This window comes from Bradyrhizobium sp. AZCC 1693 (genome assembly GCF_036924745.1).
Lineage (GTDB): Bacteria > Pseudomonadota > Alphaproteobacteria > Rhizobiales > Xanthobacteraceae > Bradyrhizobium.
In genome coordinates, this window is record NZ_JAZHSD010000001.1 from 5,697,138 (window position 1) to 5,721,242 (window position 24,105).

Annotated in this window: 24 protein-coding genes and 3 pseudogenes; 16 read left to right on the forward strand and 11 right to left on the reverse strand. The window is 63.5% G+C overall.

Going from position 1 to position 24,105, the window contains the following annotated elements:
• Positions 1-39 precede the first annotated feature (39 nt).
• Positions 40-406 (forward strand): annotated as a pseudogene (locus V1293_RS26935) (CHAT domain-containing protein); the annotation flags it as partial.
• Between the two features lie 300 nt (positions 407-706).
• Entirely contained in the window at positions 707-2,323 is a 1,617-nt protein-coding gene (locus tag V1293_RS26940; RefSeq protein WP_334513659.1) for a phosphoenolpyruvate carboxykinase, read from the forward strand.
• 156 nt (positions 2,324-2,479) lie between these two features.
• Here V1293_RS26940 and rocF read toward each other — a convergent pair whose 3' ends face one another.
• The 3 genes from rocF to V1293_RS26955 form a co-directional block, all read right to left on the reverse strand.
• Positions 2,480-3,448: an arginase gene (rocF, locus tag V1293_RS26945; RefSeq protein WP_334513660.1), complete on the reverse strand. Its 969-nt coding sequence runs from the start codon at positions 3,446-3,448 to the stop codon at positions 2,480-2,482.
• Positions 3,449-3,579: 131 nt separating this feature from the next.
• A complete protein-coding gene (locus V1293_RS26950; RefSeq protein WP_334513661.1) occupies positions 3,580-4,398 on the reverse strand; it encodes an acyl-CoA thioesterase in 819 nt (272 codons plus the stop codon).
• 212 nt (positions 4,399-4,610) lie between these two features.
• Entirely contained in the window at positions 4,611-7,136 is a 2,526-nt protein-coding gene (locus V1293_RS26955; protein WP_334513663.1) for a glycogen/starch/alpha-glucan phosphorylase, read from the reverse strand.
• Between the two features lie 261 nt (positions 7,137-7,397).
• On the opposite strand from V1293_RS26955, the gene V1293_RS26960 reads away from it, so the two are divergent.
• Entirely contained in the window at positions 7,398-7,628 is a 231-nt protein-coding gene (locus V1293_RS26960) for a hypothetical protein (protein ID WP_334513665.1), read from the forward strand.
• A gap of 20 nt (positions 7,629-7,648) precedes the next feature.
• Here V1293_RS26960 and V1293_RS26965 read toward each other — a convergent pair whose 3' ends face one another.
• Positions 7,649-7,879: a hypothetical protein gene (locus tag V1293_RS26965; RefSeq protein ID WP_334513667.1), complete on the reverse strand. Its 231-nt coding sequence runs from the start codon at positions 7,877-7,879 to the stop codon at positions 7,649-7,651.
• 170 nt (positions 7,880-8,049) lie between these two features.
• Here V1293_RS26965 and V1293_RS26970 point away from each other — a divergent pair, with 170 nt between their 5' ends.
• Complete coding sequence (locus tag V1293_RS26970) at positions 8,050-8,481, forward strand: hypothetical protein (RefSeq protein WP_334513669.1); 432 nt, start codon at positions 8,050-8,052, stop codon at positions 8,479-8,481.
• A gap of 35 nt (positions 8,482-8,516) precedes the next feature.
• Here the strand turns inward: V1293_RS26970 and V1293_RS26975 are convergent, their stop codons facing one another.
• The 5 genes from V1293_RS26975 to V1293_RS26995 all read right to left on the reverse strand — a co-directional run bounded on the left by V1293_RS26975 (position 8,517) and on the right by V1293_RS26995 (position 12,518).
• On the reverse strand, positions 8,517-9,113 hold the full coding sequence (locus V1293_RS26975) for a nucleotidyltransferase family protein (protein WP_334513671.1): 597 nt from the start codon (positions 9,111-9,113) through the stop codon (positions 8,517-8,519).
• Between the two features lie 98 nt (positions 9,114-9,211).
• Positions 9,212-9,553: an MmcQ/YjbR family DNA-binding protein gene (locus V1293_RS26980; protein ID WP_334513673.1), complete on the reverse strand. Its 342-nt coding sequence runs from the start codon at positions 9,551-9,553 to the stop codon at positions 9,212-9,214.
• 145 nt (positions 9,554-9,698) lie between these two features.
• Positions 9,699-10,487 carry a signal peptidase I gene (lepB, locus tag V1293_RS26985; RefSeq protein WP_334513675.1) on the reverse strand — a complete coding sequence of 263 codons (789 nt, stop codon included), beginning with the start codon at positions 10,485-10,487 and terminating at the stop codon, positions 9,699-9,701.
• Entirely contained in the window at positions 10,484-11,911 is a 1,428-nt protein-coding gene (gene tldD, locus V1293_RS26990) for a metalloprotease TldD (protein WP_334513677.1), read from the reverse strand. The genes lepB and tldD overlap by 4 nt, the downstream gene beginning before the upstream one ends.
• Before the next feature lie 202 nt (positions 11,912-12,113).
• Complete coding sequence (locus tag V1293_RS26995) at positions 12,114-12,518, reverse strand: winged helix-turn-helix transcriptional regulator (protein ID WP_334513679.1); 405 nt, start codon at positions 12,516-12,518, stop codon at positions 12,114-12,116.
• Positions 12,519-12,654: 136 nt separating this feature from the next.
• Between V1293_RS26995 and V1293_RS27000 the strand changes: the two genes are divergently transcribed.
• From V1293_RS27000 to V1293_RS27010, 3 genes are read left to right on the forward strand one after another with little or no spacing between them, the layout of a single operon-like run.
• Positions 12,655-13,047, forward strand: a complete 393-nt coding sequence (locus V1293_RS27000) for a DoxX family protein (protein WP_334513680.1) — start codon at positions 12,655-12,657, stop codon at positions 13,045-13,047.
• 10 nt (positions 13,048-13,057) lie between these two features.
• Positions 13,058-13,561 carry a DsrE family protein gene (locus V1293_RS27005; protein WP_334513683.1) on the forward strand — a complete coding sequence of 168 codons (504 nt, stop codon included), beginning with the start codon at positions 13,058-13,060 and terminating at the stop codon, positions 13,559-13,561.
• Between the two features lie 35 nt (positions 13,562-13,596).
• Positions 13,597-14,211, forward strand: coding sequence for a TlpA family protein disulfide reductase (locus V1293_RS27010; RefSeq protein ID WP_334513684.1), 615 nt, complete (start codon positions 13,597-13,599; stop codon positions 14,209-14,211).
• Positions 14,212-14,244: 33 nt separating this feature from the next.
• Here the strand turns inward: V1293_RS27010 and V1293_RS27015 are convergent, their stop codons facing one another.
• Positions 14,245-14,781, reverse strand: coding sequence for an invasion associated locus B family protein (locus tag V1293_RS27015; RefSeq protein WP_334513685.1), 537 nt, complete (start codon positions 14,779-14,781; stop codon positions 14,245-14,247).
• A gap of 533 nt (positions 14,782-15,314) precedes the next feature.
• Here V1293_RS27015 and coxB point away from each other — a divergent pair.
• The 9 genes and pseudogenes from coxB (at position 15,315) to V1293_RS27060 (ending at position 22,633) form a co-directional block, all read left to right on the forward strand.
• Positions 15,315-16,151 (forward strand): cytochrome c oxidase subunit II, encoded by an 837-nt coding sequence (coxB, locus tag V1293_RS27020; protein ID WP_334513687.1) that lies wholly within the window; start codon positions 15,315-15,317, stop codon positions 16,149-16,151.
• 84 nt (positions 16,152-16,235) lie between these two features.
• A pseudogene (ctaD, locus tag V1293_RS27025) lies at positions 16,236-17,850 on the forward strand (cytochrome c oxidase subunit I).
• Between the two features lie 59 nt (positions 17,851-17,909).
• Positions 17,910-18,848, forward strand: a complete 939-nt coding sequence (locus tag V1293_RS27030) for a heme o synthase (RefSeq protein ID WP_334513689.1) — start codon at positions 17,910-17,912, stop codon at positions 18,846-18,848.
• Positions 18,849-18,866: 18 nt separating this feature from the next.
• Positions 18,867-19,032, forward strand: a pseudogene (locus tag V1293_RS27035) (CoxF protein).
• Positions 19,033-19,082: 50 nt separating this feature from the next.
• Positions 19,083-19,709: a cytochrome c oxidase assembly protein gene (locus tag V1293_RS27040; RefSeq protein ID WP_334516924.1), complete on the forward strand. Its 627-nt coding sequence runs from the start codon at positions 19,083-19,085 to the stop codon at positions 19,707-19,709.
• Between the two features lie 105 nt (positions 19,710-19,814).
• On the forward strand, positions 19,815-20,708 hold the full coding sequence (locus V1293_RS27045; RefSeq protein ID WP_334513691.1) for a cytochrome c oxidase subunit 3: 894 nt from the start codon (positions 19,815-19,817) through the stop codon (positions 20,706-20,708).
• Positions 20,709-20,913: 205 nt separating this feature from the next.
• Positions 20,914-21,303 (forward strand): DUF983 domain-containing protein, encoded by a 390-nt coding sequence (locus tag V1293_RS27050; RefSeq protein WP_334513693.1) that lies wholly within the window; start codon positions 20,914-20,916, stop codon positions 21,301-21,303.
• Positions 21,300-22,067, forward strand: coding sequence for an SURF1 family protein (locus V1293_RS27055; protein WP_334513694.1), 768 nt, complete (start codon positions 21,300-21,302; stop codon positions 22,065-22,067). Before V1293_RS27050 ends, V1293_RS27055 begins: the two co-directional genes overlap by 4 nt.
• 182 nt (positions 22,068-22,249) lie before the next feature.
• Positions 22,250-22,633, forward strand: coding sequence for a nuclear transport factor 2 family protein (locus V1293_RS27060; RefSeq protein WP_334513697.1), 384 nt, complete (start codon positions 22,250-22,252; stop codon positions 22,631-22,633).
• Positions 22,634-22,698: 65 nt separating this feature from the next.
• Here the strand turns inward: V1293_RS27060 and V1293_RS27065 are convergent, their stop codons facing one another.
• Positions 22,699-24,018, reverse strand: coding sequence for a histidine kinase (locus V1293_RS27065; RefSeq protein WP_334513698.1), 1,320 nt, complete (start codon positions 24,016-24,018; stop codon positions 22,699-22,701).
• Positions 24,019-24,105 lie beyond the last annotated feature (87 nt).

Genomic DNA, 24,105 nt, shown 5'->3' on the forward strand with positions numbered 1-24,105 from the left:
AAGCCCGCATGAAATCCGCAATTGATTGATATTTTCAGTGTCTATTTCGCCACCCATGGTCTCGTCGCCGGTGACGTTAAAGGGCTCGCCGAACCGGCGCTGGTGCTGAGCATTCCGAAACAGCCGAACGAGTTCGATGACGGCCTGCTCACCGCGAGCGAAGTCGCGCAGTTGAAGCTCAATGCCGATTGGGTGGTGCTGTCACGCATTGGGCGGTCATTCGGAGGCCGCCACGCGGCTCTCGATATCGACCTTCGACCGGCTGAAGGCCGATCCCAAACTCGGCCGCGCCGAGGCGCTGCGGCAGGCGATGCTGGCCTATCTCAACGATGCGTCCTCGCCGCGCAATGCCTATTCGGCGTACTGGAGGCCGGTTGCGCTGATCGGAGAGGGCGCCGCACGGTGAAGGTTTTTGGAAATTTTTTGATTGTGCGTCGCAGCAATTTTCAGTCAGGTCGGGCAGCGACGGATGGTCGCGCAACCACGACGGCAAAACAACGAAAAGCACTGCAGCAAGCGATTGATGCAGATCAACCGCCCTCGCTCGAATAAACCAAATCGCGTGGATCGGCTTGGCAAGCCCAGCGTTCATCAGTATTAGGTCGCCGGACCGAGGCCGGAAGGCTATATTCAGAGGTCACCGCGACAGAGCGCGTCAAGCGACAGGCGCGCGATCGAGTAACGCGGGTTCGAGGAGGATTTCTTCGTGCAAGAGACGGGTCTACGCAACGGTGCCTTCGGCGCCGACAAATTCGGCTTAAAAAATCTCAAGACGGTGCACTGGAATCTCGGCGCACCACAGCTCTATCAATATTCACTTGCGGCGGGCGAGGCCGTGCTGTCGGCCGACGGCGCGCTGTGCGCGGACACCGGTGAGTTCACCGGCCGCAGCCCCAAGGACAAGTTCACGGTTCGCGATGCCACCACCGACAAGAACATGTGGTGGGCCGGCAACCAGTCGATCACCGCGGACCAGTTCTCCGCGCTCCATGCCGACTTCCTCAAGCACGCCGAAGGCATGACGCTATATGCGCAGGACCTCTATGGCGGCGCGGATCCGAGCTTCCAGATCAAGACCCGCGTGTTCACCGAACTTGCCTGGCACTCGCTGTTCATCCGCACACTGCTGATCCGTCCCGAGGCGTCGGCGCTGAAGGATTTCGTTCCCGAACTCACTATCATCGATCTGCCGAGCTTCCGCGCCGATCCCAAACGTCACGGCGTTCGCTCGGAGAACGTCGTCGCGATCGATTTCGCCCGCAAGATCGTCCTGATCGGCGGGTCTTATTATGCCGGCGAGATGAAGAAGTCGGTGTTCACCACGCTGAACTATTATCTGCCTGCCAAGGGCGTGATGCCGATGCACTGCTCGGCCAATGTGGGGCCCAACGGCGATAGCGCGATCTTCTTCGGCCTTTCCGGAACCGGCAAGACCACGCTGTCGGCCGATCCGAAGCGCACGTTGATCGGCGACGACGAGCACGGCTGGGGCAACGACGGCGTCTTCAACTTCGAAGGCGGCTGCTACGCCAAGTGCATCAAGCTGTCGAAGGAAGCCGAGCCGCAGATCTACGCTGCAAGCAAGCGCTTCGGCGCGGTGCTTGAGAATTGCGTGCTCGACAAAGACACCCGCGAGGTCGATTTCGACGACGGCTCCAAAACCGAGAACACCCGCTCGGCCTATCCGCTCGACTTCATCCCGAACGCTTCGCGCACCGGCCGCGCCGGCCAGCCGAAGAATGTCGTGATGCTGGCCGCCGACGCTTTCGGCGTTTTGCCGCCGATTGCAAAGCTGACGCCGGCGCAGGCGATGTATCACTTCCTGTCCGGCTACACCGCCAAAGTCGCGGGCACCGAGCGTGGTCTCGGTAAGGAGCCGCAGCCGGAATTCTCCACCTGCTTCGGCTCGCCGTTCCTGCCGCTCGATCCTTCCGTCTACGGCAACATGCTGCGCGAGCTGATTGCCAAGCACAATGTCGATTGCTGGCTGGTCAACACCGGCTGGACCGGCGGCAAATTCGGCACCGGCAGCCGGATGCCGATCAAGGTGACGCGCGCACTGCTCACCGCGGCGCTCGACGGCAGCCTGCGCAATGTCGATTTCCGCACCGACAAGTATTTCGGTTTTGCGGTGCCGACCGCGCTGCCGGGCGTGCCGAGCGAAATCCTCGATCCCGTCAACACCTGGAAGGACAAGGCCGAGTTCGACAAGACTGCCCGCAGCCTGGTCGGCATGTTCCAGAAGAATTTTGCCAAGTTCGAAGCCCAGGTCGACGCCGATGTCCGCGCCGCTGCGCCGGACCTGAAGCTCGCGGCCGAGTAATCGCCTCGGTCAGGCGACAGACCATTCGAGAACGACGAGGGCGGCCGAGAGGGCCGCCCTTTTCGTTTACGCTGCTTCGTTTTATGCCGCGCTGTGCGTCCTGGCCTCGATGGACGCAAGCATCGTTGCGCGCAGCTCCAGCAGCGCCCGCTGCGCCTACTTGTTGTTCGGAAGTACCGCGTTGCTCGGCGTCCGCCGATCGGTGATCTGCAGTCCGAACAGGCTGCCGATCAGTTCGACGGCAACACGCGCCGTGCGGCCGCGTTCGTCGAGAAACGGGTTGAGCTCGACGATGTCGACCGAGCGCACCAGATCCGAATCGTGCAGCAGCTCCATGATGAGATGCGCCTCGCGATAGGTTGCGCCGCCCGGCACCGTGGTGCCGACGCCGGGCGCGACCGCAGGATCGAGAAAATCGATGTCGAAGCTTAAATGCAGCACGCCATTTTTGGCGCGCACGCGATCGATGACCTTGCGGATCAGCACGCCGACGCCGAACTCGTCGATCGCACGCATGTCGGCGATCGCGACGCGGCGCTCGAACACCAGCTTCTTCTCCAGCGGATCGATCGAGCGGATGCCGAACAGGTCGAGCTGGTCGGGGCCGATCGAGGCGCGGGGACGGTTGCCGAGCAGCCCGTCGAGGCCGCTTTCGCCGCACAGAAAGGCGGCCGACATGCCGTGCATATTGCCGGTCTCCGTCGTCTGCGGCGTGTTGTAATCGGCATGGGCGTCGAGCCACAGCACGAACAGCGGCCGGCCCTGCTCCTGCCAATAGCGCGCAACGCCGTTCACCGATCCCATCGATAGCGAGTGATCGCCGCCCATGAAGATCGGAACCGCGCCGGAGCGCGCCAGTGAATAGGAACGCTCGCTGAGCTCGCGGATCCAGTTCTTGATCGTGTCGTAATATTTGGCGTTCGCCGGCGGCGGGCCCTCATCGGGAGCAACGTCAGGCTTGGCCATGTTGCCGTGGTCCTCGACGGCAAAGCCGAGCTGATCGAGGATGCGGCCGATGCCCGCGGTGCGCAGCGCGTCCGGCCCCATCAAGGTTCCGAGTTGCGCAGCCCCGATCTCGATGGGGACGCCGAGCAGGGCGATGCGGGCAGCGTTGCCGTCGGACATGGAGGGCCTTTGATGAATCGTAGCGTGGGCAAAGCGTAAGCGTGCCCACCATTCAAGGCAACGATTGGATAGGTGGTGGGCACGGCGCAAGCGCGCCTATCCCACAAGAAACTCAGCGCCCTGGTGTTCCGCTACGCCTTGAAATAGGCGATCTGCGTCGTCGTCGCGAGCAACCGTCCCGACGGCGACCACAATTCGCCGTTCTGGTCGCCATAGCTCCTGTGGAAGATCTTGGCATCCGCCACGGCCATCACTCGCGTGATGTCCTCGGCCGCCAGTTCGTCCGACGCCGTATGGAAATACGTCGTGATCGATACTGTGCCGAACGGCATCAATTCCCGGCGCGCCAGAAAGACCCGGCCGAAGAAGGCATCCGACATCGACATCAGCGACAGCATGTCGATCTTTCGTGGCGCGTGATCGCCGATCCACTGCTTCGAGTACGCCTTGAGCGGCGGTGAGGCCGGCGAGCCGTAGAAGCTCGGCTGGCCCTCGACGAAGCGAAAATCATACTGGTGGGTCCACGTCATCGGCGTGTTCGGAAACGCGCGCGCCTGTTCGAACGGCGTAGCACCAGGAAATTTTGCCTGCTGGTGCGACCAGGATGGGCGGCGCTCGGCGAACACGGCGGTCGCCAGCGTCGCGACGTCACCGCCGCCCTGCGTCATCTCCACGCACCAATGCTGGCTCGAGCGGTTGGCCTTGACCAGGCGCACGTCGAGATCGAAGGCGCCTTCGGCCACCGGCGCGCAGAAATTCACGGTCAGCGACAGCGGATCGCCCGCCCGCTGCGGATGATCGATCAGCGCGCGCAGGATGGTGGCGGCCGTGCAGCCGCCGAACGGCCCGACAAACGCCCAGTAGTCCGGGCTGGTCTTGCCCTGCCAGCAGCTATCGCCGGCGGTGACCCGCGTGGCGTCGTCGAACAGATGCGGGGTCTTGGTGAGCATTCCCGTACTTCCTGTCATTGCGAGGAGCCAACGGGTCGCGCGAATGCGCGCCCGATGACAGGCTCCGCGACGAAGCAATCCATCTTTCCTTTGCGCGGCGAGATGGATTGCTTCGCTTCGCTCGCAATGACGCCGTGACCGTCGCATGCAGTATCGCTGCAATTCTGCCGAATTCAATGACGTCAGAGGTAATGGATTCCCGCCGGCCGGGATTACCGCGTCGCCTCGCGCTGGACGCTTGGCACCGGTGCGCCCGCCCGCACCGGCACGTTCCAGATCTCCTCGGCATATTCCCGGATGGTGCGGTCGGAGGAGAACCACGGCATCCGCGCCACGTTGAGGATCGAGGCGCGGGTCCAGGCCGGAACCACCTGCCAGCGGGCGTCAATGCCGCGCTGGGCCGCGTAGTAGGAATCGAAATCGGCCGTGACCATGTAATGGTCGAGATAGCGCAGCGCGTGGCCTATCGAGGCAAAGCGGGCGGGATCGTCGGGCGAGAATGCGCCGCTCTCGATGGCGGTAATCGCCCGCGCCAGCCGCGGCGAGCGGCTGATCACATCCGTCGCGTCCAGCCCCTGCTTGCGGCGGACCATGACGTCGCCGGCCTCCATGCCGAAGATCGCGATGTTCTCGGCACCGACATGGTCGCGGATTTCGATGTTGGCGCCATCAAGCGTGCCGATCGTCAGCGCGCCGTTGAGCGCCAGCTTCATGTTGCCGGTGCCGGAGGCTTCCATGCCGGCGGTGGAGATCTGCTCGGAAAGATCGGCGGCCGGAATGATGACCTCGGCAAGGCTGACATTGTAGTCGGCGAGGAAGACGACCTTCAGCCTTCCGGCGACGTCGGGGTCGTTGTTGATGGCTTCGGCGACGTCGTTGATCAGCTTGATGATCAGCTTGGCGTAGCGATAGCTTGCCGCCGCTTTGCCGGCGAAGATCTTGACCCGCGGCACCCAGTCGCGCTGCGGCTCGTCCTTGATCGCCTGATACAGCGCGACGGTCTCGACGACGTTGAGCAATTGCCGTTTGTATTCGTGGATGCGCTTGATCTGGATATCGAACAGCGCCGACGGATCGATCTTGATGCTGAGCCGCTCGTTGATCAGGCGCGCCAGCGCCAGCTTGTTGTGATGCTTGACCTCGCGAAAACGCTGCTGGAACGCGTTGTCGCTGGCACGCGCCTCGAGGCGCTCGAACAGGGAGAAATCGTCGAGCACTGCTTCGCCGCAGACCTCGCGCATCAGGCCGGTCAGCTTTGGGTTGGCGAGCATCAGCCAGCGGCGGAAGGTGATGCCGTTGGTCTTGTTGGTGATGCGGCCGGGATAGAGATGGTTGAGATCGTGGAACACGGTCTCCTTCATCAGGTCGGAATGCATCGCCGAGACGCCGTTGATGCGGTGCGAGCCGACGAAAGCGAGTTGCCCCATCCGCACCCGCCGGCCGGACTTCTCGTCGATCAGCGACACCGAGGCGCGGTAATCGATGTCGCCGGGACAACGCTGATCGGCCAGCGCCAGATGCGCGACATTGATGCGGTAGATGATTTCGAGATGCCGCGGCAGCAGCTGCTCGAACAGTTCGACCGGCCAGGTCTCCAGCGCTTCCGGCAGCAGCGTGTGATTGGTGTAGGACAGCGTCGCCACCGTGAGCTTCCACGCTTCGTCCCAGCGGAAATTGTGCAGGTCGACCAGGATGCGCATCAGCTCGGTGACGGCGAGGCTCGGATGGGTATCGTTGAGCTGCACCGCGACCTTGGAGGGGAGGTTGCGCAACTGTCCGTCGGAGGCGAGGTGCCGCTTGACCAGATCCTGCAGCGAGGCCGAAACGAAGAAATATTCCTGCCGCAGCCGGAGCTCGCGGCCCGCCGGGCTCTCGTCATTCGGGTAGAGAAATTTGCAGATCGATTCCGCGCGCGCCTCCTCGGCGACGGCACCGAGGTAATCGCCGGTGTTGAAGACGTCGAGCCGCAGCGGGTCGGGCGAGCGCGCCGACCACAGCCGCAGCGCGTTGACGTGCTGGCCGCGCCAGCCCACGATCGGCGTGTCGTAGGCGACAGCCTGCACGGTTTCCGCCGGCCGCCACGTCGCGCGGTCACGGCCGCGGTCGTCGACATGATCGACATGGCCGCCGAAATGAATGTGATAAACCACCTCGGCCCGCTGGAATTCCCAGGGGTTGCCGAAGCTCAGCCATTCGTCCGGATATTCCTGCTGCCAGCCCTGCGAAATGATCTGGCGGAACAGGCCGAAATCGTAGCGGATGCCGTAGCCGATGGCGGGAATGGCCAGCGTCGCCATGCTCTCCATGAAGCACGCCGCCAGCCGCCCGAGGCCGCCATTGCCGAGCGCCGCATCCGGCTCGCATTTGCGCAGGTCGTCGAGCCCGACGCCGAGATCGCCGAGCGCCGCCTCGAACACCGGCAGCAGGCCCATATTGTTCAGCGCGTCGGTGAACAGGCGGCCGATCAGGAATTCGAGCGAGAGGTAATAGACCCGCTTGCTGCCGGCGTCGTAGCTCTCCTTTTCGGCAGTCAGCCAGCGGTGCACGATGCGGTCGCGCAGCGCCAGCGCGGCTGCCTTGTACCAGTCCCGCCTCGTCGCCATGCCGGCGTCCTTGCCGATCGCAAGCCGGAGCTTGGCGAGGATCGCACCCTTGATCTCGGTCAGCGCGAGTTCGTCGATCGGCTGATCCAGCGCCGGATAGTTTGCCGGATAGTTTCCTGGGAATTGTTCCTGCAATACGTCGGTTCCTGCGGTTGAGACTCACAACGAAGATACGCGCCTTGTCCGGCAATCGAAACGCCGAAGAACGCGGGGGGTATGTTGTGCACTGCGCTGGCGTTATTTTATGCAAGGACCGGGCCGATTTCGCGGCACTGGCGGCCGCCTTTTGGTGATATCTTTTGGTGATATAATGAGGCGAAAGCCGAGGAATCGCCGGGATAACCGGGGTGCCAGTGTGCGCGACGGAAACGCGTGCCGCCAGAACGGAGGCCTGCCATGAGATTGACGATCGAGATCGTCGCCGCTGCGTTGTTGGTTGTCTGCATCAGTGCGACCAGCGCAGCCTTTGCCGCCGGCAAGGCCGGCAAGAGCGCCGACGGCCTGAGCTGTTCCTTCAGTGCCGCGCAAGGCGCTTCGCCAGCGGCGCGCTGCGCGGCGATCAAGCGCCAGTGTGGCGGAAAGTTCTATGCCAATTACTGCGGCGACAAGCTGTTGTCGGCGATGTGAGGGATTGAGCCCCAGACGGTTCATGCCGCGGCGCCGCCCCAGCCCTCGCTTTCCTCGGCGAGCCCGGGGTAGCGGAGATAGAGCTTTTGCAGCAGCTTGAAATGCAGGGCGGACGATATCTCGTCGAGAGGCGCGGCAAGCAGCGCCCGATCGTCGCTGTCGAGCGTGGAAACAATCGCATTCGCTCGGTCGATCGCATCGGCCGCTTGCAGTAACAGGGTCCGGATCTCGGTGGTCTGTGTCGCGTCCATCGCCTTCGATCCTTGGCCGCAAACTGCCAAAATTGCAACCTCTGATAGGAGATATTTTGCCGCGCCACCAGTACAAATTAAGAACAATTTAGCAAGTATTTGATATATCGTTGTGATTCGGCGCGTCGCCGACACAACATTTATGGTCTATCCGAGTTTGCGAGGACTAGATGTCCACCATCGCCTTCGATCAGTTTGCTCTCACCCGTATCGCCGACTTTGCGCGCTCGCTGTCGCGCCTGCACCAGGCCTCGCGCCGCCGGCTCGTCGACGACGACGCGATCGACCGCGAGTTCAACGCGGTCTGCATGTCGGTGTGGGGCTACACCACGGACGATTTCAGCGACGAATTGTTTTCGGTCGAGGACCACGCGTTTCTCGACGCGCTGGATGAAGCGCAGGCGCGCATCTTCGCCGCCGAGCAGGGCTACGATCTCGTCGACGATCAGGGCATGCTGAGCGACTGGTGGGGCTACTGCTGGATGATCCTGGCCGAAAAGCGCGGCTTGCTGACGCCGGAAAATCGCGCCGCGGCGCGTGCGGAGATCGAGGAAAAATATCTGTCGGCGCCGAACGTGATCGGCGTCATCGTCGGACGGTAAACGATCGAGGAAACGTCGGCATCATGCGAAGTCCGCTACGCGCCTCGATCCTGCCCGACCAGAAATTCACCCGCCGGCAACACGGTGATCTCCGGCCATAGCGCCTTCCATCGCGCCGCCTTCGCTTCGCAATTCACGGCGGAAAAATTTGGCCCCGGATTGGGCCGCACGATCAGGGCGGCGACATCGTCATAGCCATTCGGCGCGTACACCTCGTAGCCCTCGCGCGTGCGGCGGATTCCGATCTGCGTATTCTTTGTCAGGAAGCGGTCGATGCCCTGTGTCGAACAACGCAGCTCCGGATAGGGCAGGCCATGTTTCTCGGGATACCACAAATGAACGCGCGCCTGGTTGCGCGCCTCGACCTGGATGCCGCGGTTTGCAAACCGCTCCGCCAGCGTGCGGATGACCCTGTCTTCCGCCTCCCACGACGTATCGGGATCGAAATAGAACACGTCGTAATCGTTGATGCCGTAATCGACCGCGCGGCTCGTCAGCACGTTCCACACCGTCTGCACCAGGCATCCCGAGACCAACCAAGCATCCGGCAGCGCCAGCCGAAACAATTCCTCGGCGATGATTTCATTGGCGGGATTTTGCAAGGCGGCGGCGAGGAATTGGTTTCTATCCATATGCACCTCGCCGCAGGGCGGGCAAAGGCGCGCTTGCGCCGTGCCCACCATCTTGTTTCGCGATTGGAAATTGGCGGGCACGCTTCGCCTTGCCCACCCTACGCTTCGAGATCGAATTCCTTCACCGCCTTCTTCGACGCCAGCGTGCGCCAGTGCCGCCGTAGCAGCGGCTCGACAGTCGCGCGCTTGGCCTTCGACAGGCGGATCAGCACCATCGGATAATCGCGGTAGTGATCGGTGAAGTAAAACAGCTTCGGCTGGCTTTCCACCAGCATCTCGCGTTCGTCTTGCGGCACGCCCGGCATCACCAGGCTGTCGCCGTCTTCCCTCAGCCGCGCCAGCATCTTCTTGCGTACCTTCAGCGCCGGCGTGCCGTAGGAGGTGCCGTCTTCCACCTCTGGCCAGGTGAGCGCGATTTTTCTGACGTCGTCGAAGGTCATGCGGTCGCCCTCAGTTCGTCATGCCCGGGCAAAAGCGCGAAGCGCGTCTTCGCGCCAGATGTTGGGCATCCACGTCTTGGGGGCCACGGGAAGCAAGACGTGGATGGCCGGGACAAGCCCGGCCATGACGGAGAGAGGTTGCGCTTCACTGCACCGATGTAAAAAAACGCGCCAGCCGGAAGCCCGACAGCCAGGTCCATACCGGCTGGCTGCGCATGCCGAGATCCCACGAGCCGACCACGGCATCCGCGCGGCCGATCAGATTGTCGACCGGCAGCAGACCCACGCCGCCGTCGCGCACCGCGACGCGGCTGTCGGCGGAATTGTCCCTGTTGTCGCCGAGCACGAACAGCTTGCCCGGCGGCACCGTCACCTCGGGCGTGTTGTCGAGCCTGCCATTGTCACGCATCTTGAAAATGGCATGGCTGACGCCGTTCGGCAGCGTCTCGACGAAACGATAGGCCCGTTCGGTGTTGCCGCGATCGTCTTCGGCTTGCCCCACGCCATCCGGTTTCAACGTCGCGGCGTGGTCGTTGATGAAGAGCTGGCCCTGCCGCACCTGGATGCGGTCGCCCGGCAATCCCACCACGCGCTTGACCCAGGCCTGCGAGCGGTCGCCCGGCCAGCGGAATACGACGACGTCGCCGCGCTTGGGCGTGTCGCCGAACAGGCGGCCGGTTTCCGGCAGCGTGATCTGGATCGGCAGCGACGCCGCGCCGTAACCGTAGGGGAATTTCGAGGCCAGCAGCGCGTCACCGATCAGAAGCGTCGGCTCCATCGAGCCGGACGGCACGTAAAACGGCTCGGCCAGCGCGCCCTTGGCAATGAACACCACGGCCACGATTGCCGCCAACTGCACGGCCTGCGCGCGCCAGCTCGCGGCCTTGCCGATCGCGCCTTCCTTCTGGTCGCTCACCACCTTCTCATCGCTCATGCGCCGGTGCCTCCGACCGTGATCTTTTCCATCCGCAGCGTCGGCTGGCCGACGCCGACAGGCACGCCCTGGCCGTTCTTGCCGCAGGTGCCGATGCCGGTATCGAGCGCCAGATCGTTGCCGACCATGGTGATGCGATGCAGGTCGGTCGGCCCGTTGCCGATCAGCATCGCGCCCTTCAAGGGTGCGCCGAGCTTGCCGTTCTCGATTCTGTAGGCCTCGGTGCACTGGAACACATATTTGCCGGAGGTGATGTCGACCTGGCCGCCGCCGAAATTCGCGGCGTAGATGCCGTTCTTCACCGAGGCCAGAATCTCCGCCGGGTCCCGCTGCCCCGCCAGCATATAAGTGTTGGTCATGCGCGGCATCGGCACATGGGCGTAGCTCTGGCGGCGGCCATTGCCGGTCGGCTTCATGTTCATCAGCCGCGCGTTCTGCCGGTCCTGCATGTAGCCGACCAGAATGCCGTCCTCGATCAGCACGGTGCGGTTGGTCGGCGTGCCCTCGTCGTCGATGGAGAGAGAGCCGCGCCGCGAGGCCATGGTGCCGTCATCGACGACGGTGACGCCCTTGGCCGCGACCTGCTTGCCCATCAACCCAGCGAAGGCCGAGGTCTGCTTGCGGTTGAAGTCGCCTTCGAGGCCGTGGCCGACCGCCTCATGCAGCATCACGCCGGGCCAGCCAGCGCCCAGCACCACGTCCATTTCACCGGCAGGTGCAGGGACCGATTCCAGGTTGACCAGCGCCTCGCGGATCGCACCGTCGGCGGCCTCGCGCCACGCCTTGGTCTCGATGAAGCGCGCATAGCCCTCACGGCCGCCATAGCCCTTGCTGCCGCTCTCCTGCCGGTCGCCCTGGCCCGCGACGACAGAAATATTGACCCGCACCAGCGGGCGGATGTCGCGATAGCTCTCGCCGTCGGGCCGGAGGATTTCGACCACCTGCCAGGTGGCGCCCAGACTGATGGAAGCCTGCCGCACCCGCGGGTCCTTGTCGCGCAGATAGGCGTCGATCTCGGCCAGCAGCTTTACCTTGGCCTCGAAGCCCGGCGCATCCAGCGGATTCTCGTCGCCATAGAGCCGGACATTGGTATGCGCTGGCGCCGCGGCAAAATTTCCGCTGTAGCCGCCGCGCACGGCCGCCACCGCATCCGCCGCGCGGATCAGCGCCGGCAGCGAGACGTCGGAGGAATGCGCATAGCCGACCGCATCGTCCTTCACCGCGCGCAGGCCGAATCCCTGGCTGGTGTCGTAGGTCGCCTGCTTCAGCCGCCCATTGTCGAAACCCAGCGCTTCGGTCTGACCATACTCCAGAAACAACTCGCCATCGTCAGCGCCGGCTAGCCCTCGCGTGATTTCGCGTCTGATGGCATCGCGGTCGAGATTGGCGCGGTCGAGCAGGGAGGTCGTGGCGGGATTGGTCATGCAGACTCCAAATTCAGCACAAAAAGGTCTCGTCGTCCCTGCTTGGCACGCAATTGCTCACGGCCGCAGTGATCTAAGCAGGGCCTGTGGCGAACTCATCTTACAACACGGTAACCTGTAGTTATGGTCCCGCTCGCGCTTCGCGCGGCCGGGACGACGATGGCTCGAACATAGTCATGACAGCATCGAAAGGGGAGGCCTTTCACGGCAGCTTGTTACCCCCTTTGTCGGCAGCGTTCGCAGCCTCCGCACCGGGCTCCGGCCTGGCGTGTGCATTGGCCCAGCGGAACAGTTCGTCGAACACCGGCCGCAACGCCCGGGCCGCCGGGGTCATCTCATATTCCACGCGGGGCGGCACTTCGGGAAATACCGTGCGCTTCACCAGGCCCTCGCTTTCGAGGTCGCGGAGCTGGGTCGTCAGCATGTGCTGGGTCACGTCGGGGATGGCGCGCCGCAATTGGCCAAAGCGCTGCTTGCCGTCGACAAGCTGCCAGAGGATTTCGCCCTTCCACTTGCCCGACAGCAGGCGAAGCGCCCGATGCAACTGCTGTCTGGCCCGTTCAGAGGGGCATTCCTGCGTTATATCCTCATTAGTCTGTTTTTTCATACTACCTCAGAAAAACCATCCTACTTGTCAATTTCATCTTAGTCCCGAATTTTGGGTTTGACAGCCCCTCAGGGGGTCTCCGCTGGCGGACGGCACCTCAGTCAACCGCCGCCTTCACCATTTCGGGAGTTTCTCGATGTCGACGATTGTTGCGCCTACCAGACCGTACTGGAGCTCCGTCGCCCTGTGGGTTGTCAGGGGATTGCTTGCGCTCGCCTTTGTAGCGGCTGGCGGGGCGAAGCTCTATGGCGTGCCCATGCTGGTCGAGGAGTTCCAGCACATCGGGCTCGGGCAATGGTTTCGCTATGTCACCGGCGGTCTCGAAATCATGGGGGCAATCCTGCTTCTCTTGCCGCAGAAGGCTGTCCTCGGTGCGCTGCTGCTGATCTGCATCATGGTCGGCGCGGTGATCACCCATTTATTCGTCATCGGCGGCTCGCCGGTGCCGGCCATTGTTCTGCTGGTGTTGAACGCCATCGTCGCCTATGCGAAGCGCGACCAGATCGCATTGCTTGCCGAGACGCTGTGAGGGTGTTGCGATGCGCCTTTCTCGCCGCGAGTTGACGATTGCCGCAGGGCTCATCCTGGCCTTCGCGGTGCCGCTGACCGTGCCCCTGTTGCTGACAAGATCGGAGGCGGCGGACTCAAAGCCGCAGACGAAGCCCGCTTCGGTTCGGGTGCATCGGCTGGTGCTGCCGATCAACAGCGATGACCCCACCACGATGAGGGCGCTGATCTCGACCTCGCTCAACCTTCCGAAATATTATCAGGAGCGGAACGAAGCCTTCACGATCGAGGTCGTCGCCTACAACGCCGGCGTTCACATGCTTCGCGCCGATACTTCACCGGTGAAGGACATGCTGCGCGTGCTAAGGACGGTCAATCCGAACATCCGTTTCGTGGTCTGCGAGGCGACCAAGCTCGGCATGGAGCGCCATGAGGGGCATCCGATCACGCTGATCGACGACGTCGATCTCGTGCCGAGCGGACCCGGGCGCATCATCGAATTACAGGAAGCCGGCTGGTCCTACATCCGGTCGTGACAAATGGGCCAGACCTGCACAGCGGAACATCCGATATGACGTCGTATCGCAGGCCGAACCGCCGCACCGTCATCGCGGGGATGATGGGTGCGACCGGCTCGTTCGCGATGCCGGCGTTCCCGGCGCGCGCAGGAGCCGGTGGGCCACCGCCATTCGCAACCGTCAGGCATCAGTTCACGGAGGTTCGCGGCGCGCGCCCGGTCCCGGCGGTGCCAATTCCGCGCCTCGGCGCAGCTGCGCTCGATCTGGCGTCCTTCCGCGGCAAGGTGGTGCTCGTCAATTTCTGGGCGACCTGGTGCCCGGCCTGCCGCACTGAACTGCCGATACTGGACCGGCTCGCGGGAAACGGCCGCGCCGACCTCGCGGTCATTGCCATCGCGACCGATCGCGATCGGTCTCTGGTCGCCCCCTTCGTCAGGAAATTGAAGCTTCGCCACCTCACGATCGGTTTCGATCCCGGCGGACTGGTAGCGCGTGCCGGCGCAAGCGACGGCGTGGACACGCCGTTCGCGCTTTACGGCATGCCGGTTTCCTTCCTGCTCGGCGTCACCGGGCAAGTCGAAGGCTACATCACCGGTGAAGCGGATTGGCTCTCCGTCGAGGCAAGCCGATTGTTCGATTACTACACCAGCGCCGGCGCGGGTGGCTAAGGCGAAACCTCGCTTTGAGGCCAGCGCCGCCCCTCACGGCAGCTTGTCATACCCCTCACCCAGCCCGTTCAGGCTGAGCGGAAAGCCGATGCCTTCCTCCGGCGTCTCAAAAATAATAAAAGTCGCCGTCTTGGCGGTCCGAAGCTGCCCGAGCAGCTTCTCGTCCATCACCACCTCGGCCACGCAGCCATTCGGCAGGCAACGCACGAACCCAGCCCGCCCGACGTCCTGGTTGTCGAGTTTCAGCCCGAGCCCGGAGGGGAGCAGCACGCCCAGGGGCGCCACCACCCGCATCAGCTTGCTCTTCTGGTCGGCGGTCTTGAGCACGATCACGGTGAGGCCGGCGTTGGAGCGGTCCTCGGCTACCACGCTCTGGATCAGGGCGCATTGCTCGCCCTGGGCGCCCGGCGGAGTATCGCAGCGGATCTGCCAGTCGCCATGGACCGACCGCACAGCGCCCTGGGCGCTGGCCGCCTGGGTCAGGCCGAGCAGGATCGCCACGGCGAGCAGGCCGCCCGGCCAGCGGGCCGGTTCCAACGCACGTCCTGCCTGATGTTTCGAACGCCCCATCCGGGTCGATCCTCTTAATCTTTCCGGCCGCACCGGCGACATTTCCGGCCCGGCAGCACGCATTGTAACTGGGCTTACCGGACTGATACGCAATGACGGCGCCTTGAAGGCGGCCCAACAGCCGATCCGCGCCATCCAGCGACCGCCGGGAGCCCAAAGCGAATCAGGTCGCTCGGGCGCGCCGTGACTGTGCCTACATCCGGCAACCGGGCTGTCAAGCGGCGAGGCCTTGCAAAATGGCGGGTTTTTGCTGATTTGCCGGGAAAATCCGACATCCGGCGAATAGCAGGTGGCGCATGGCGTTGCGCCCCACTACTGCATTGCGAGAGCCTTAGAATTATGGTTTGAGAGGCGGGATTTCGACGCGTTCTAACGATCAGGCCCAGGGTACTGTAGCAATGCTGTTGCAGGTACTTTTGAAGGTGTACTTCCAAAAGTACCTCCGGTAGGCCGTTTGTGAGGGCGGATCGTGCGGCATTCCCGGCCATTCGGCTGAAATGCTTTGGGGACTTATTCAAGGGAGCGCGAGCGGCATGAAGATGTCGAGTGGCCAGATGGGCCGGCGGTTGCTGGGGTTGACGGTGGCGGGCATAGCGCTCGCAGCCGGCGGGGCGGCTTTTGGGGATCAGCCCAAGCCGTGGGAAATCACGCTGCAGGAAGCCGCGACCCCCGTGATGGAAAACATCATCAGCTTCCATAACTTGCTGCTGGTGATCATCACCATCATCACCCTGTTCGTGCTGGCGCTGTTGGTCATCGTGGTGGTGAAGTTCAACGCCAGGACCAATCCGGTCCCCTCCAGGACCACGCACAACACGCTGATCGAAGTGGCCTGGACGCTGATTCCGGTGCTGATCCTGGTCGCCATCGCGGTGCCGTCGTTCCGCCTGCTGTTCAAGCAGCTCGACATTCCCAAGGCCGACCTGACGGTGAAGGTCACCGGCAAGCAGTGGTACTGGAGCTACGCCTATCCCGATAACGGCAAGTTCGAGTTCGATTCACTGATGGCGGCCGACAGGCAGCCGCGCCTGCTCGGCGTCGACAACGAGATGGTGGTGCCGGTCGACAAGGTGATCCGGGTCCAGACCACCGGCGCCGACGTCATTCACGCGTTCGCGGTGCCGTCGTTCGGAATCAAGATCGACTCGATCCCCGGCCGCCTGAACGAGACCTGGTTCAAGGCCACCAAGGTCGGCATGTATTACGGCCAGTGCTCGGAACTGTGCGGCAAGGACCACGCCTTCATGCCGATCGCGGTGCGGGTGGTGAGCGATCAGGAATTCGCTGCCTGGGTTGAGGCGGCGAAGAAGAAATATGCGACCAACCCGGCGAACACGTTCGCCTCGGCTGGTGGTCAGGCCGCGCAGTAAGGCGCCGGCCAAGGGACACGCTAAAGGACAAGGGCGACGGGACCTGAAAAGGTCCGAAAAGGGACTGCAAGGCAGGATTTCAAAATGGCAACGACGACACACGACGATCACGCCCATGATGACCACGCCCATGCCAATCCGACCGGATGGCGGCGCTGGGTCTATTCGACGAACCATAAGGACATCGGCACGATGTACCTTATCTTCGCGATCTTCGCGGGTGTCATCGGTGCCGCGATGTCGATCGCGATCCGCATCGAGCTGATGTATCCCGGCGTCCAGTTCTTCCACGAATCCCACACCTATAATGTGTTCGTGACCTCGCACGGCCTGATCATGATCTTCTTCATGGTGATGCCGGCGATGATCGGCGGCTTCGGCAACTGGTTCGTGCCGCTGATGATCGGCGCGCCCGACATGGCGTTCCCGCGCATGAACAACATCTCGTTCTGGCTGCTGCCGGCCTCCTTCGCGCTGCTGTTGATGTCCACCTTCGTCGAAGGCGAGCCGGGCGCCAACGGTGTCGGCGCGGGCTGGACCATCTACGCGCCGCTTTCGACCTCGGGCCATCCGGGACCGGCGGTCGACTTCGCGATCCTGTCGCTGCATCTGGCCGGCGCGTCGTCGATCCTCGGCGCCATCAACTTCATCACCACGATCTTCAACATGCGCGCGCCGGGCATGACCCTGCACAAGATGCCGCTGTTCGTATGGTCGATCCTGGTGACGGTGTTCCTGCTGCTGCTGTCGCTGCCGGTGCTCGCCGGCGCCATCACCATGCTGCTCACCGACCGCAATTTCGGCACCACCTTCTTCTCCGCCGACGGCGGCGGCGACCCGGTGCTGTTCCAGCATCTGTTCTGGTTCTTCGGCCACCCCGAAGTGTACATCCTGATCCTGCCCGGCTTCGGCATGATCAGCCAGATCGTCTCGACCTTCTCACGCAAGCCCGTGTTCGGCTATCTCGGCATGGCCTACGCCATGGTCGCGATCGGCGGCATCGGCTTCGTGGTGTGGGCGCACCACATGTATACGGTCGGCATGAACTCTGCGACGCAGGCCTATTTCGTCGCCGCCACCATGGTGATCGCGGTGCCGACTGGCGTGAAGATCTTCTCCTGGATCGCCACGATGTGGGGCGGCTCGATCGAGATCAAGACGCCGATGCTGTGGGCGATTGGCTTCATCTTCCTGTTCACGCTCGGCGGCGTCACCGGCGTCGTGCTGGCCAATGCCGGCGTCGATCGCGTGCTGCAGGATACCTATTACGTGGTTGCGCACTTCCACTACGTGCTGTCGCTCGGCGCCGTGTTCGCGATCTTCGCCGGGCTGGTACTACTGGTTCCCGAAGATGTCGGGCTACATGTACTCGGAGACCATCGGCAAGCTGCACTTCTGGTTCACCTTCATCGGCGTGAATCTGGTGTTCTTCCCGCAGCACTTCCTCGGTCTGTCGGGCATGCCGCGCCGCTACGTCGACTATCCGGATGCGTTCGCCGGCTGGAACCTGGTGTCGTCGTTCGGTTCCTACATTTCGGGCTTCGGCGTGCTGATCTTCATCTACGGCGTGGTCGATGCCTTTGCGAAGAAGCGCGTGGCCGAGGCCAATCCGTGGGGCGCCGGCGCCACCACGCTGGAGTGGACGCTGCCGTCGCCGCCGCCCTTCCACCAGTTCGAAGTGCTGCCGCGCGTTCAGTAACCGGTTGTTCGCGGCGCGCCGCCGTTGCGCGCCGCGGCTTTAGCGAAGCGAGATAAATCTTGTCGGTAGTCGATCACAACGCCATCGATGCTCTGCCCCGGATTTCCGAGGCTGATGTCGGTGACTACATCGCGCTGTTGAAGCCGCGGGTGATGTCGCTCGTGATCTTTACCGCGCTGGTCGGCCTCGTGATCGCGCCTGGCCATGTCCATCCCGTGCTGGCGTTCACCGCGATCCTCTGCATCGCGGTCGGGGCCGGCGCCTCGGGCGCGATGAACATGGCCTATGAGGGCGACATCGACGCGCTGATGTCGCGCACCGCCAACCGGCCGATCCCGCGCGGACGTATCACGCAGGGCGAGGCGATGGCGTTCGGCCTGATCCTGGCGTTCTTCTCGGTGTTGACGCTCGGCATCCTGGTCAACTTGCTGGCCGGCGCGCTGCTGGCCTTCACGATCTTCTTCTATGTGGTGATCTACACCATGTGGCTGAAGCGCTGGACGGCGCAGAACATCGTGATCGGCGGCGCCGCAGGCGCGCTGCCGCCCGTCGTGGCATGGGCCGCAGCCACCGGCTCGCTGTCGATCGAGCCGTGGCTTCTGTTCCTCATCATCTTCTTCTGGACCCCGCCGCATTTCTGGGCGCTGGCGCTGTTCCGCAGCGACGACTATGCCCGCGCCGGCATTCCGATGCTGCCCGTCGTCGCCGGACCCGATGCGACGCGGCTGCAGATCCTGCTGTACACGATCGTGCTGGTCGCGATTGCGGCTGCCCCCTGGCCGCTCGGCTATTTCGACGCGGTCTACGGCGTCACCTCGCTGGTGCTCGGCGCCGGCATGATGTGGCTGGCCATCGCGGTCTATCGCCATCGCGAGGGCAGGGAAGCGCTGCGCGCCACGCGCCGGCTGTTTGCGTTCTCGATCCTTTATCTTTTTGCGCTGTTTGCGACCCTGCTGCTCGAAGTGATCGTCCGCGCCGTCGCTCCAGTGTTCGGGTAGGGGGCGCATGGCGAACGCATGGACGACAATCGGAAGCCAGATGGAATCGTCCTCACCGAGGCGCAGAAAAGGAGCCGCCGCCAGCGCTCGATCGCGATTGCGCTCGCGCTCGGCGTCCTCGTCGTGCTGTTTCTTCGCGGTCACCATGGTCAAGGGGCCGGCCGTTCTCGTCCGGCCCATGTGATTTTTGAATGTTAATCTTTGAATGTAGCTGAGATGGAAAACGAACCGCAGATGCGCGAGGAGATGACGGGGAGTGGCAAGACCGCTTCGCGCCGTACCCTGACGCGCGATGCGGTGGTCGCCTCGATCTGCGGCTTCATCGTGGTGTTCATGGTCGGCGCTTCCTATGCCGCCGTGCCGTTCTACAACTGGTTCTGCCGCGCCACCGGTTTCAACGGCACCACGCAAGTTGCGACGTCGGCGCCATCGGACGCGCCGCTTGCCCGCAAGATTTCCGTGCGGTTCGACGCCAATGTCGGTCCCGGCCTGCCCTGGAAATTCGAGCCCGAGCAGAACGAGATCGAAGTCCGGATCGGCGAAGTCGTCACCGTGTTCTATACCGTGACCAACCAGGCCGCGCGCGCCACGACCGGCGTTGCGGCCTACAACGTCGCGCCGCTGACGGTCGGCGCCTATTTCCAGAAGATCAACTGCTTCTGCTTCACCGAACAGACCATGGGTCCGGGCGAGAAGCGCGAGATGCCAGTCGTGTTCTACGTCGATCCGGCGCTGGCGAAAGACAGCGAGAACGACGGGCTGAACACCATCACGCTATCCTACACCTTCTATCCCGTGCGCGATCCGGCGCCGAAGCCGCTCGCAGCCGGCGAAGGCGACAGGCGCAAGGGAAACCTGTGACGGGAAACCTTTGACCGCCGGATTCCCTTTCTAACGGGATTTCGGCGTTGAAATTTGAGACGAATATGTGCCGAAGGGAACGGCACATCCAACGGAGAGACCGCAATGGCTACGGCGCACGCGAAGCACCACGACTACCACCTCGTCGATCCGAGCCCGTGGCCGGTGGTCGGCTCGATTTCGGCCTTCATCATGGCGGTGGGCGCCATTTCGTGGATGCATCACATGTTCGCCGCCGCCCCGATCATCTTCGGCGCCGGCACCATCGGCGTGCTCTATACCATGGCGAGCTGGTGGGGCGACGTGATCCGCGAAGCCCAGTACAAGGGCGACCACACCCGCGTGGTGCAGATCAGCCACCGCTACGGCATGATCCTGTTCATCGCCTCCGAAGTGATGTTCTTCGTCGCCTGGTTCTGGGCCTTCTTCAATTCCGCGCTGTTCCCCGCCGACGCGGTCCACGCCACCCGCGACGCCGTGTTCGGCTGCGGTCCGGGAACGGCGATGGGCGCCTGCAGCGTGCCGGGCACCTGGCCGCCGAAGGGCATCGAGACCTTCGACCCCTGGCATCTGCCGCTGCTCAACACGCTCTTGCTCTTGACCTCGGGCACGACCGTCACCTGGGCGCATCACGCGCTGCTCGAGGACGACCGTCAGGGCCTGAAATACGGCCTGATCCTGACCGTGCTGCTGGGGGCCGCCTTCACCTGCGTGCAGGCCTATGAATACGCCCACGCCACCTTCCACTTCTCTGGCAACGTCTATGGCGCGACCTTCTTCATGGCGACCGGCTTCCACGGCTTCCACGTGCTGGTCGGCACCGTGTTCCTGCTGGTCTGCCTGCTCCGCACCTATGCCGGCCACTTCACGTCGAAGCAGCATCTCGGCTTCGAATTCGCCGCCTGGTACTGGCACTTCGTCGACGTGGTGTGGCTGTTCCTGTTCGTCTGCATCTATGTCTGGTTCCGCGGCGCGGGGGCCGTGGCCGGCGGGCACTGATACAGGCTTGACGTGCTACAAGGGGCGGTCGGAAGGACCGCCCCTTTTGCTTTCTTCCCTTCTCCCCTTGTGGGAGAAGGTGCCTTGCCGAAGGCAAGGCGGATGAGGGGTTCTTTCCGCGGACACAGACCTCTCACCCGTCTCGAATGAGCTTCCGCTCATTCGATCCACCCTCTCCCACAAGGGGAGAGGGGAAGGAACGAATATGACGCCTGACCAATCGCCCACCGTCACCCAGAGCGCACTGCGCGGCATTGCCTGCCGCTGCCCGCGTTGCGGCAGGGGCAAGCTCTATGCGGGCTTCCTCAACCTGCGTCCGAATTGCGAAGCGTGCGGACTCGACTACGCCTTCATCGATGCCGGCGACGGGCCTGCGATCTTCATCATCATGCTGGCGGGCGCCATCGTCGTCACCGCGGCCCTGATCGTTGAAATCAAGTATCAGCCGCCGTTCTGGCTGCATGCGGCGCTGTGGCTGCCGCTGATTATCGCGACCACGCTGCTGCCGCTGCGCTCGATGAAGTCGCTCCTGATCGCGCTGCAATTCCATCACAAGGCGGCGCCCGGCCGGCTGATCGACCGCGACCCGAAATGACCGGCCTCTCGTCACGGCGGCCGGCGGTGGCCGGTTTCGCCGTCTTCACGCTGCTGATGGTGGCGGCCTTCACGGGCCTCGGAATCTGGCAATTGCAGCGCCGGGTCGAAAAACACGCGCTGATCGCCTTGCTGAACGAGCGGCTTGCGGCTGCGCCCGAGGCGCTGCCGGCGCCGTCGCAATGGAGTTCGCTGACGTCGGGCAAGGACGAATTCCGCCGCATCAGCTTTAGCGCCACCTACGCGCCGTTGCCGGACGCGATGGTCTACAGCGCGGGCTCCGCGGTCCGTGACGACGTCTCCGGCCCCGGCACCTGGGCCTTCCTGCCGGCCCGTCTCGCCGATGGCAACACCATCGCGGTTAATGCCGGCTTCGTGCAGAACACGATGCAGGACCGCGCCCAGCAGGATCGCGCCGTGAGACGGCTCATCACCGGTGACCCGGTGCAGTTCACCGGCTACATCCGCTTTCCCGAAAGCGCCGGCACGCTGACGCCGCCGGAGAGCACGGCCAAACGGCTCTGGTTCACCCGCGACCATCTCGCGATGGCGCGCGCGCTGGGCTGGGGCGAGAGCGGCAAGGCCGTCGCGCCGTTCTATGTCGATCTGGAAACGCCCGTGCCCGAGAGCGGCATTCCAAAACCCGGCCCGCTCTCCGTGCGTCTCAAGGACGATCACCTGCAATACGCCGTCACCTGGTTCACGCTGGCGTTTGCGGTTGTCATCGCGTTCGGGGTGTGGTGGCGCGGGCAGCGCCGCGCCTAGCGGCCCTGTCCCCGTATTCAACCGGACTAGCTTGTCGGAACCTTTGTTCCGCACAATCGTTTGAGTTCCACGGTGCGTACCGGACAAGAGGCCGTTCAATGTCCATTCACGACGATAATCATACTCCGTCACCCGCGTCAGCGCTCGGGACGAGGTATCGCGACGTGGATGGAGTTGCGGACGTGGCGGACAATTTCGATCAGATCGCAGTGGTGGTCGACTGGCTGGACGCGTGCCGGAATCGCGACCTGTCGGCATTGCTCGACCTCTACGCCGACGACGCCAAGTTCAAATGCCAGTGCGGCGAGGTCAAGGTCAGCGAAGGCCGCGCCGAGCTCGAATCCTACTGGCGGCCGCGCCTCGATGCGCTCGCCTCGGATGCATTCGGGTTGGAGGAAATCACACCGACCGCTGAAGGCGTCGTGCTCGATTATCTCAGCCACGAAGGCAAGCCGGTGCGGATCGCATTTCGCTTCACCGCCGACGGGAAAATCCTGCGAAGCGATTGCCAGCCGGCGCCGGCCTCGTTCCCGGCTGCGGCCGCCGTTCAGGATGAAGCCGGCTGACCATCCGGCGTTCGAGCGCGCTGCAATCGTCGCAGACTTGCGCGTTCTGCAGGATCGCTCTCCCGTCAGGCTTGCTCCGAGCCTCGCGCCTGTGAGGCGGAATCTCCCGCGGGAAGCCGGCAACGAACGCAGGCGCGGCCTTCTTCGCGCAGCAACTCTAGCGTCCCGCTCAGCGCGCGAACGCGCTCCAGCATTCCCGTCAATCCCCGGCCGAACATCCGATCCGCCGGAAAGCCTACGCCGTCATCGGATACTTCTACAATCACCTCGCGGTCGTTGATCCCTGCCGTGACGTGCATCGTGTTCGCCTTGGCATGACGAAGCACGTTGGTCACCGCCTCCTGGATCACGCGATAGATTGTCTGAGACAGCAAGCCGTCGACTTCGTTCAGCGCCGTGTCGATCTTCGACGTCACCTTGAGATCGCCCGCCTGCTTCTTCGCGTTCTGCAGCAGCGTCTGGATGCTCCTCTCCAGGCCGAGCTCCTGAATGTAGAGCGGCCGCAGCCGGTCGAGGATGCGGCGGTTCGCCTGCTGCAATGTTTCGACCGACTGTAGAATGCCCGCGGCGGCGCTACTCAACTCCGCCTCGCCGGCGGGAATCGATTCCAGCAGCGCGACCGTGTTGGCGCGGATCCCGAACAGCAGCGGCCCGAGTTCGTCATGAAGCTCGCGCGCCATATCCTGCCGCTCGTCGTCCTGCAGCGACACGATCCGCCGCAGCAGGCTGCGATTATCCTGGCTGAGGCGTTTGAGGGTACGGGCGAGTTCGTTGGCTTCCTGCGCGCTCTTGCGGATCTCGGGCGGGCCGGTGGGAACAATCGGCTGCTCGTAATCGCCCGTTCGCATTCGGGTCAGGCCGTCACCCAGACTTTGCAGCGGTCGCAATGCGGAACGCGCCGCGAAGTGGGCAATGGCCCCCGTCAGCAGCATCAGGATAATTCCGGAGCAGGCGATTGCCAGAAATCCGATCCACTTCTCGTAGATGTCGGCGGACATGTCGGGCGCAACGACAATGTCGCCGACCTGGTTTCCCTCGATCATCACGGGAAAGGCGGCTGTGGATTCGGACATGACGAGGAGGTGAACGAACCAGTCGGGCACGGTTCCCAGCGGGGTTTGCACCTCGGGCGGTTGCACGTCGAGGTCGGTCCCGAGGCGCCGAAACCGGATTGCCTCGGAGGTGCCGAGCGATTGCACGAACGCTTCCAGCGTCGCTTGCGGATTGGTGGAGGTTCGAAGCGCGCCGTTGAGCGCAGCCGCAACCGCTCTGGCCGAGCGAGCGGCCGGCTCGGTTTCCTCCATAAGTTGCGCCGTGGCAAAGATCTGGAGCGAAACGCCTCCGGCCAGCAGAGCGGCCACGAACATCAGGCCGAGCGGCAGCAACAACCGCGTTCGAAGAGAAAGCCTTTCCCACATTTTAGACAATATAGTTCCCGCAACCCAAGATTTCTCTTTTCAAATATCGCCAAC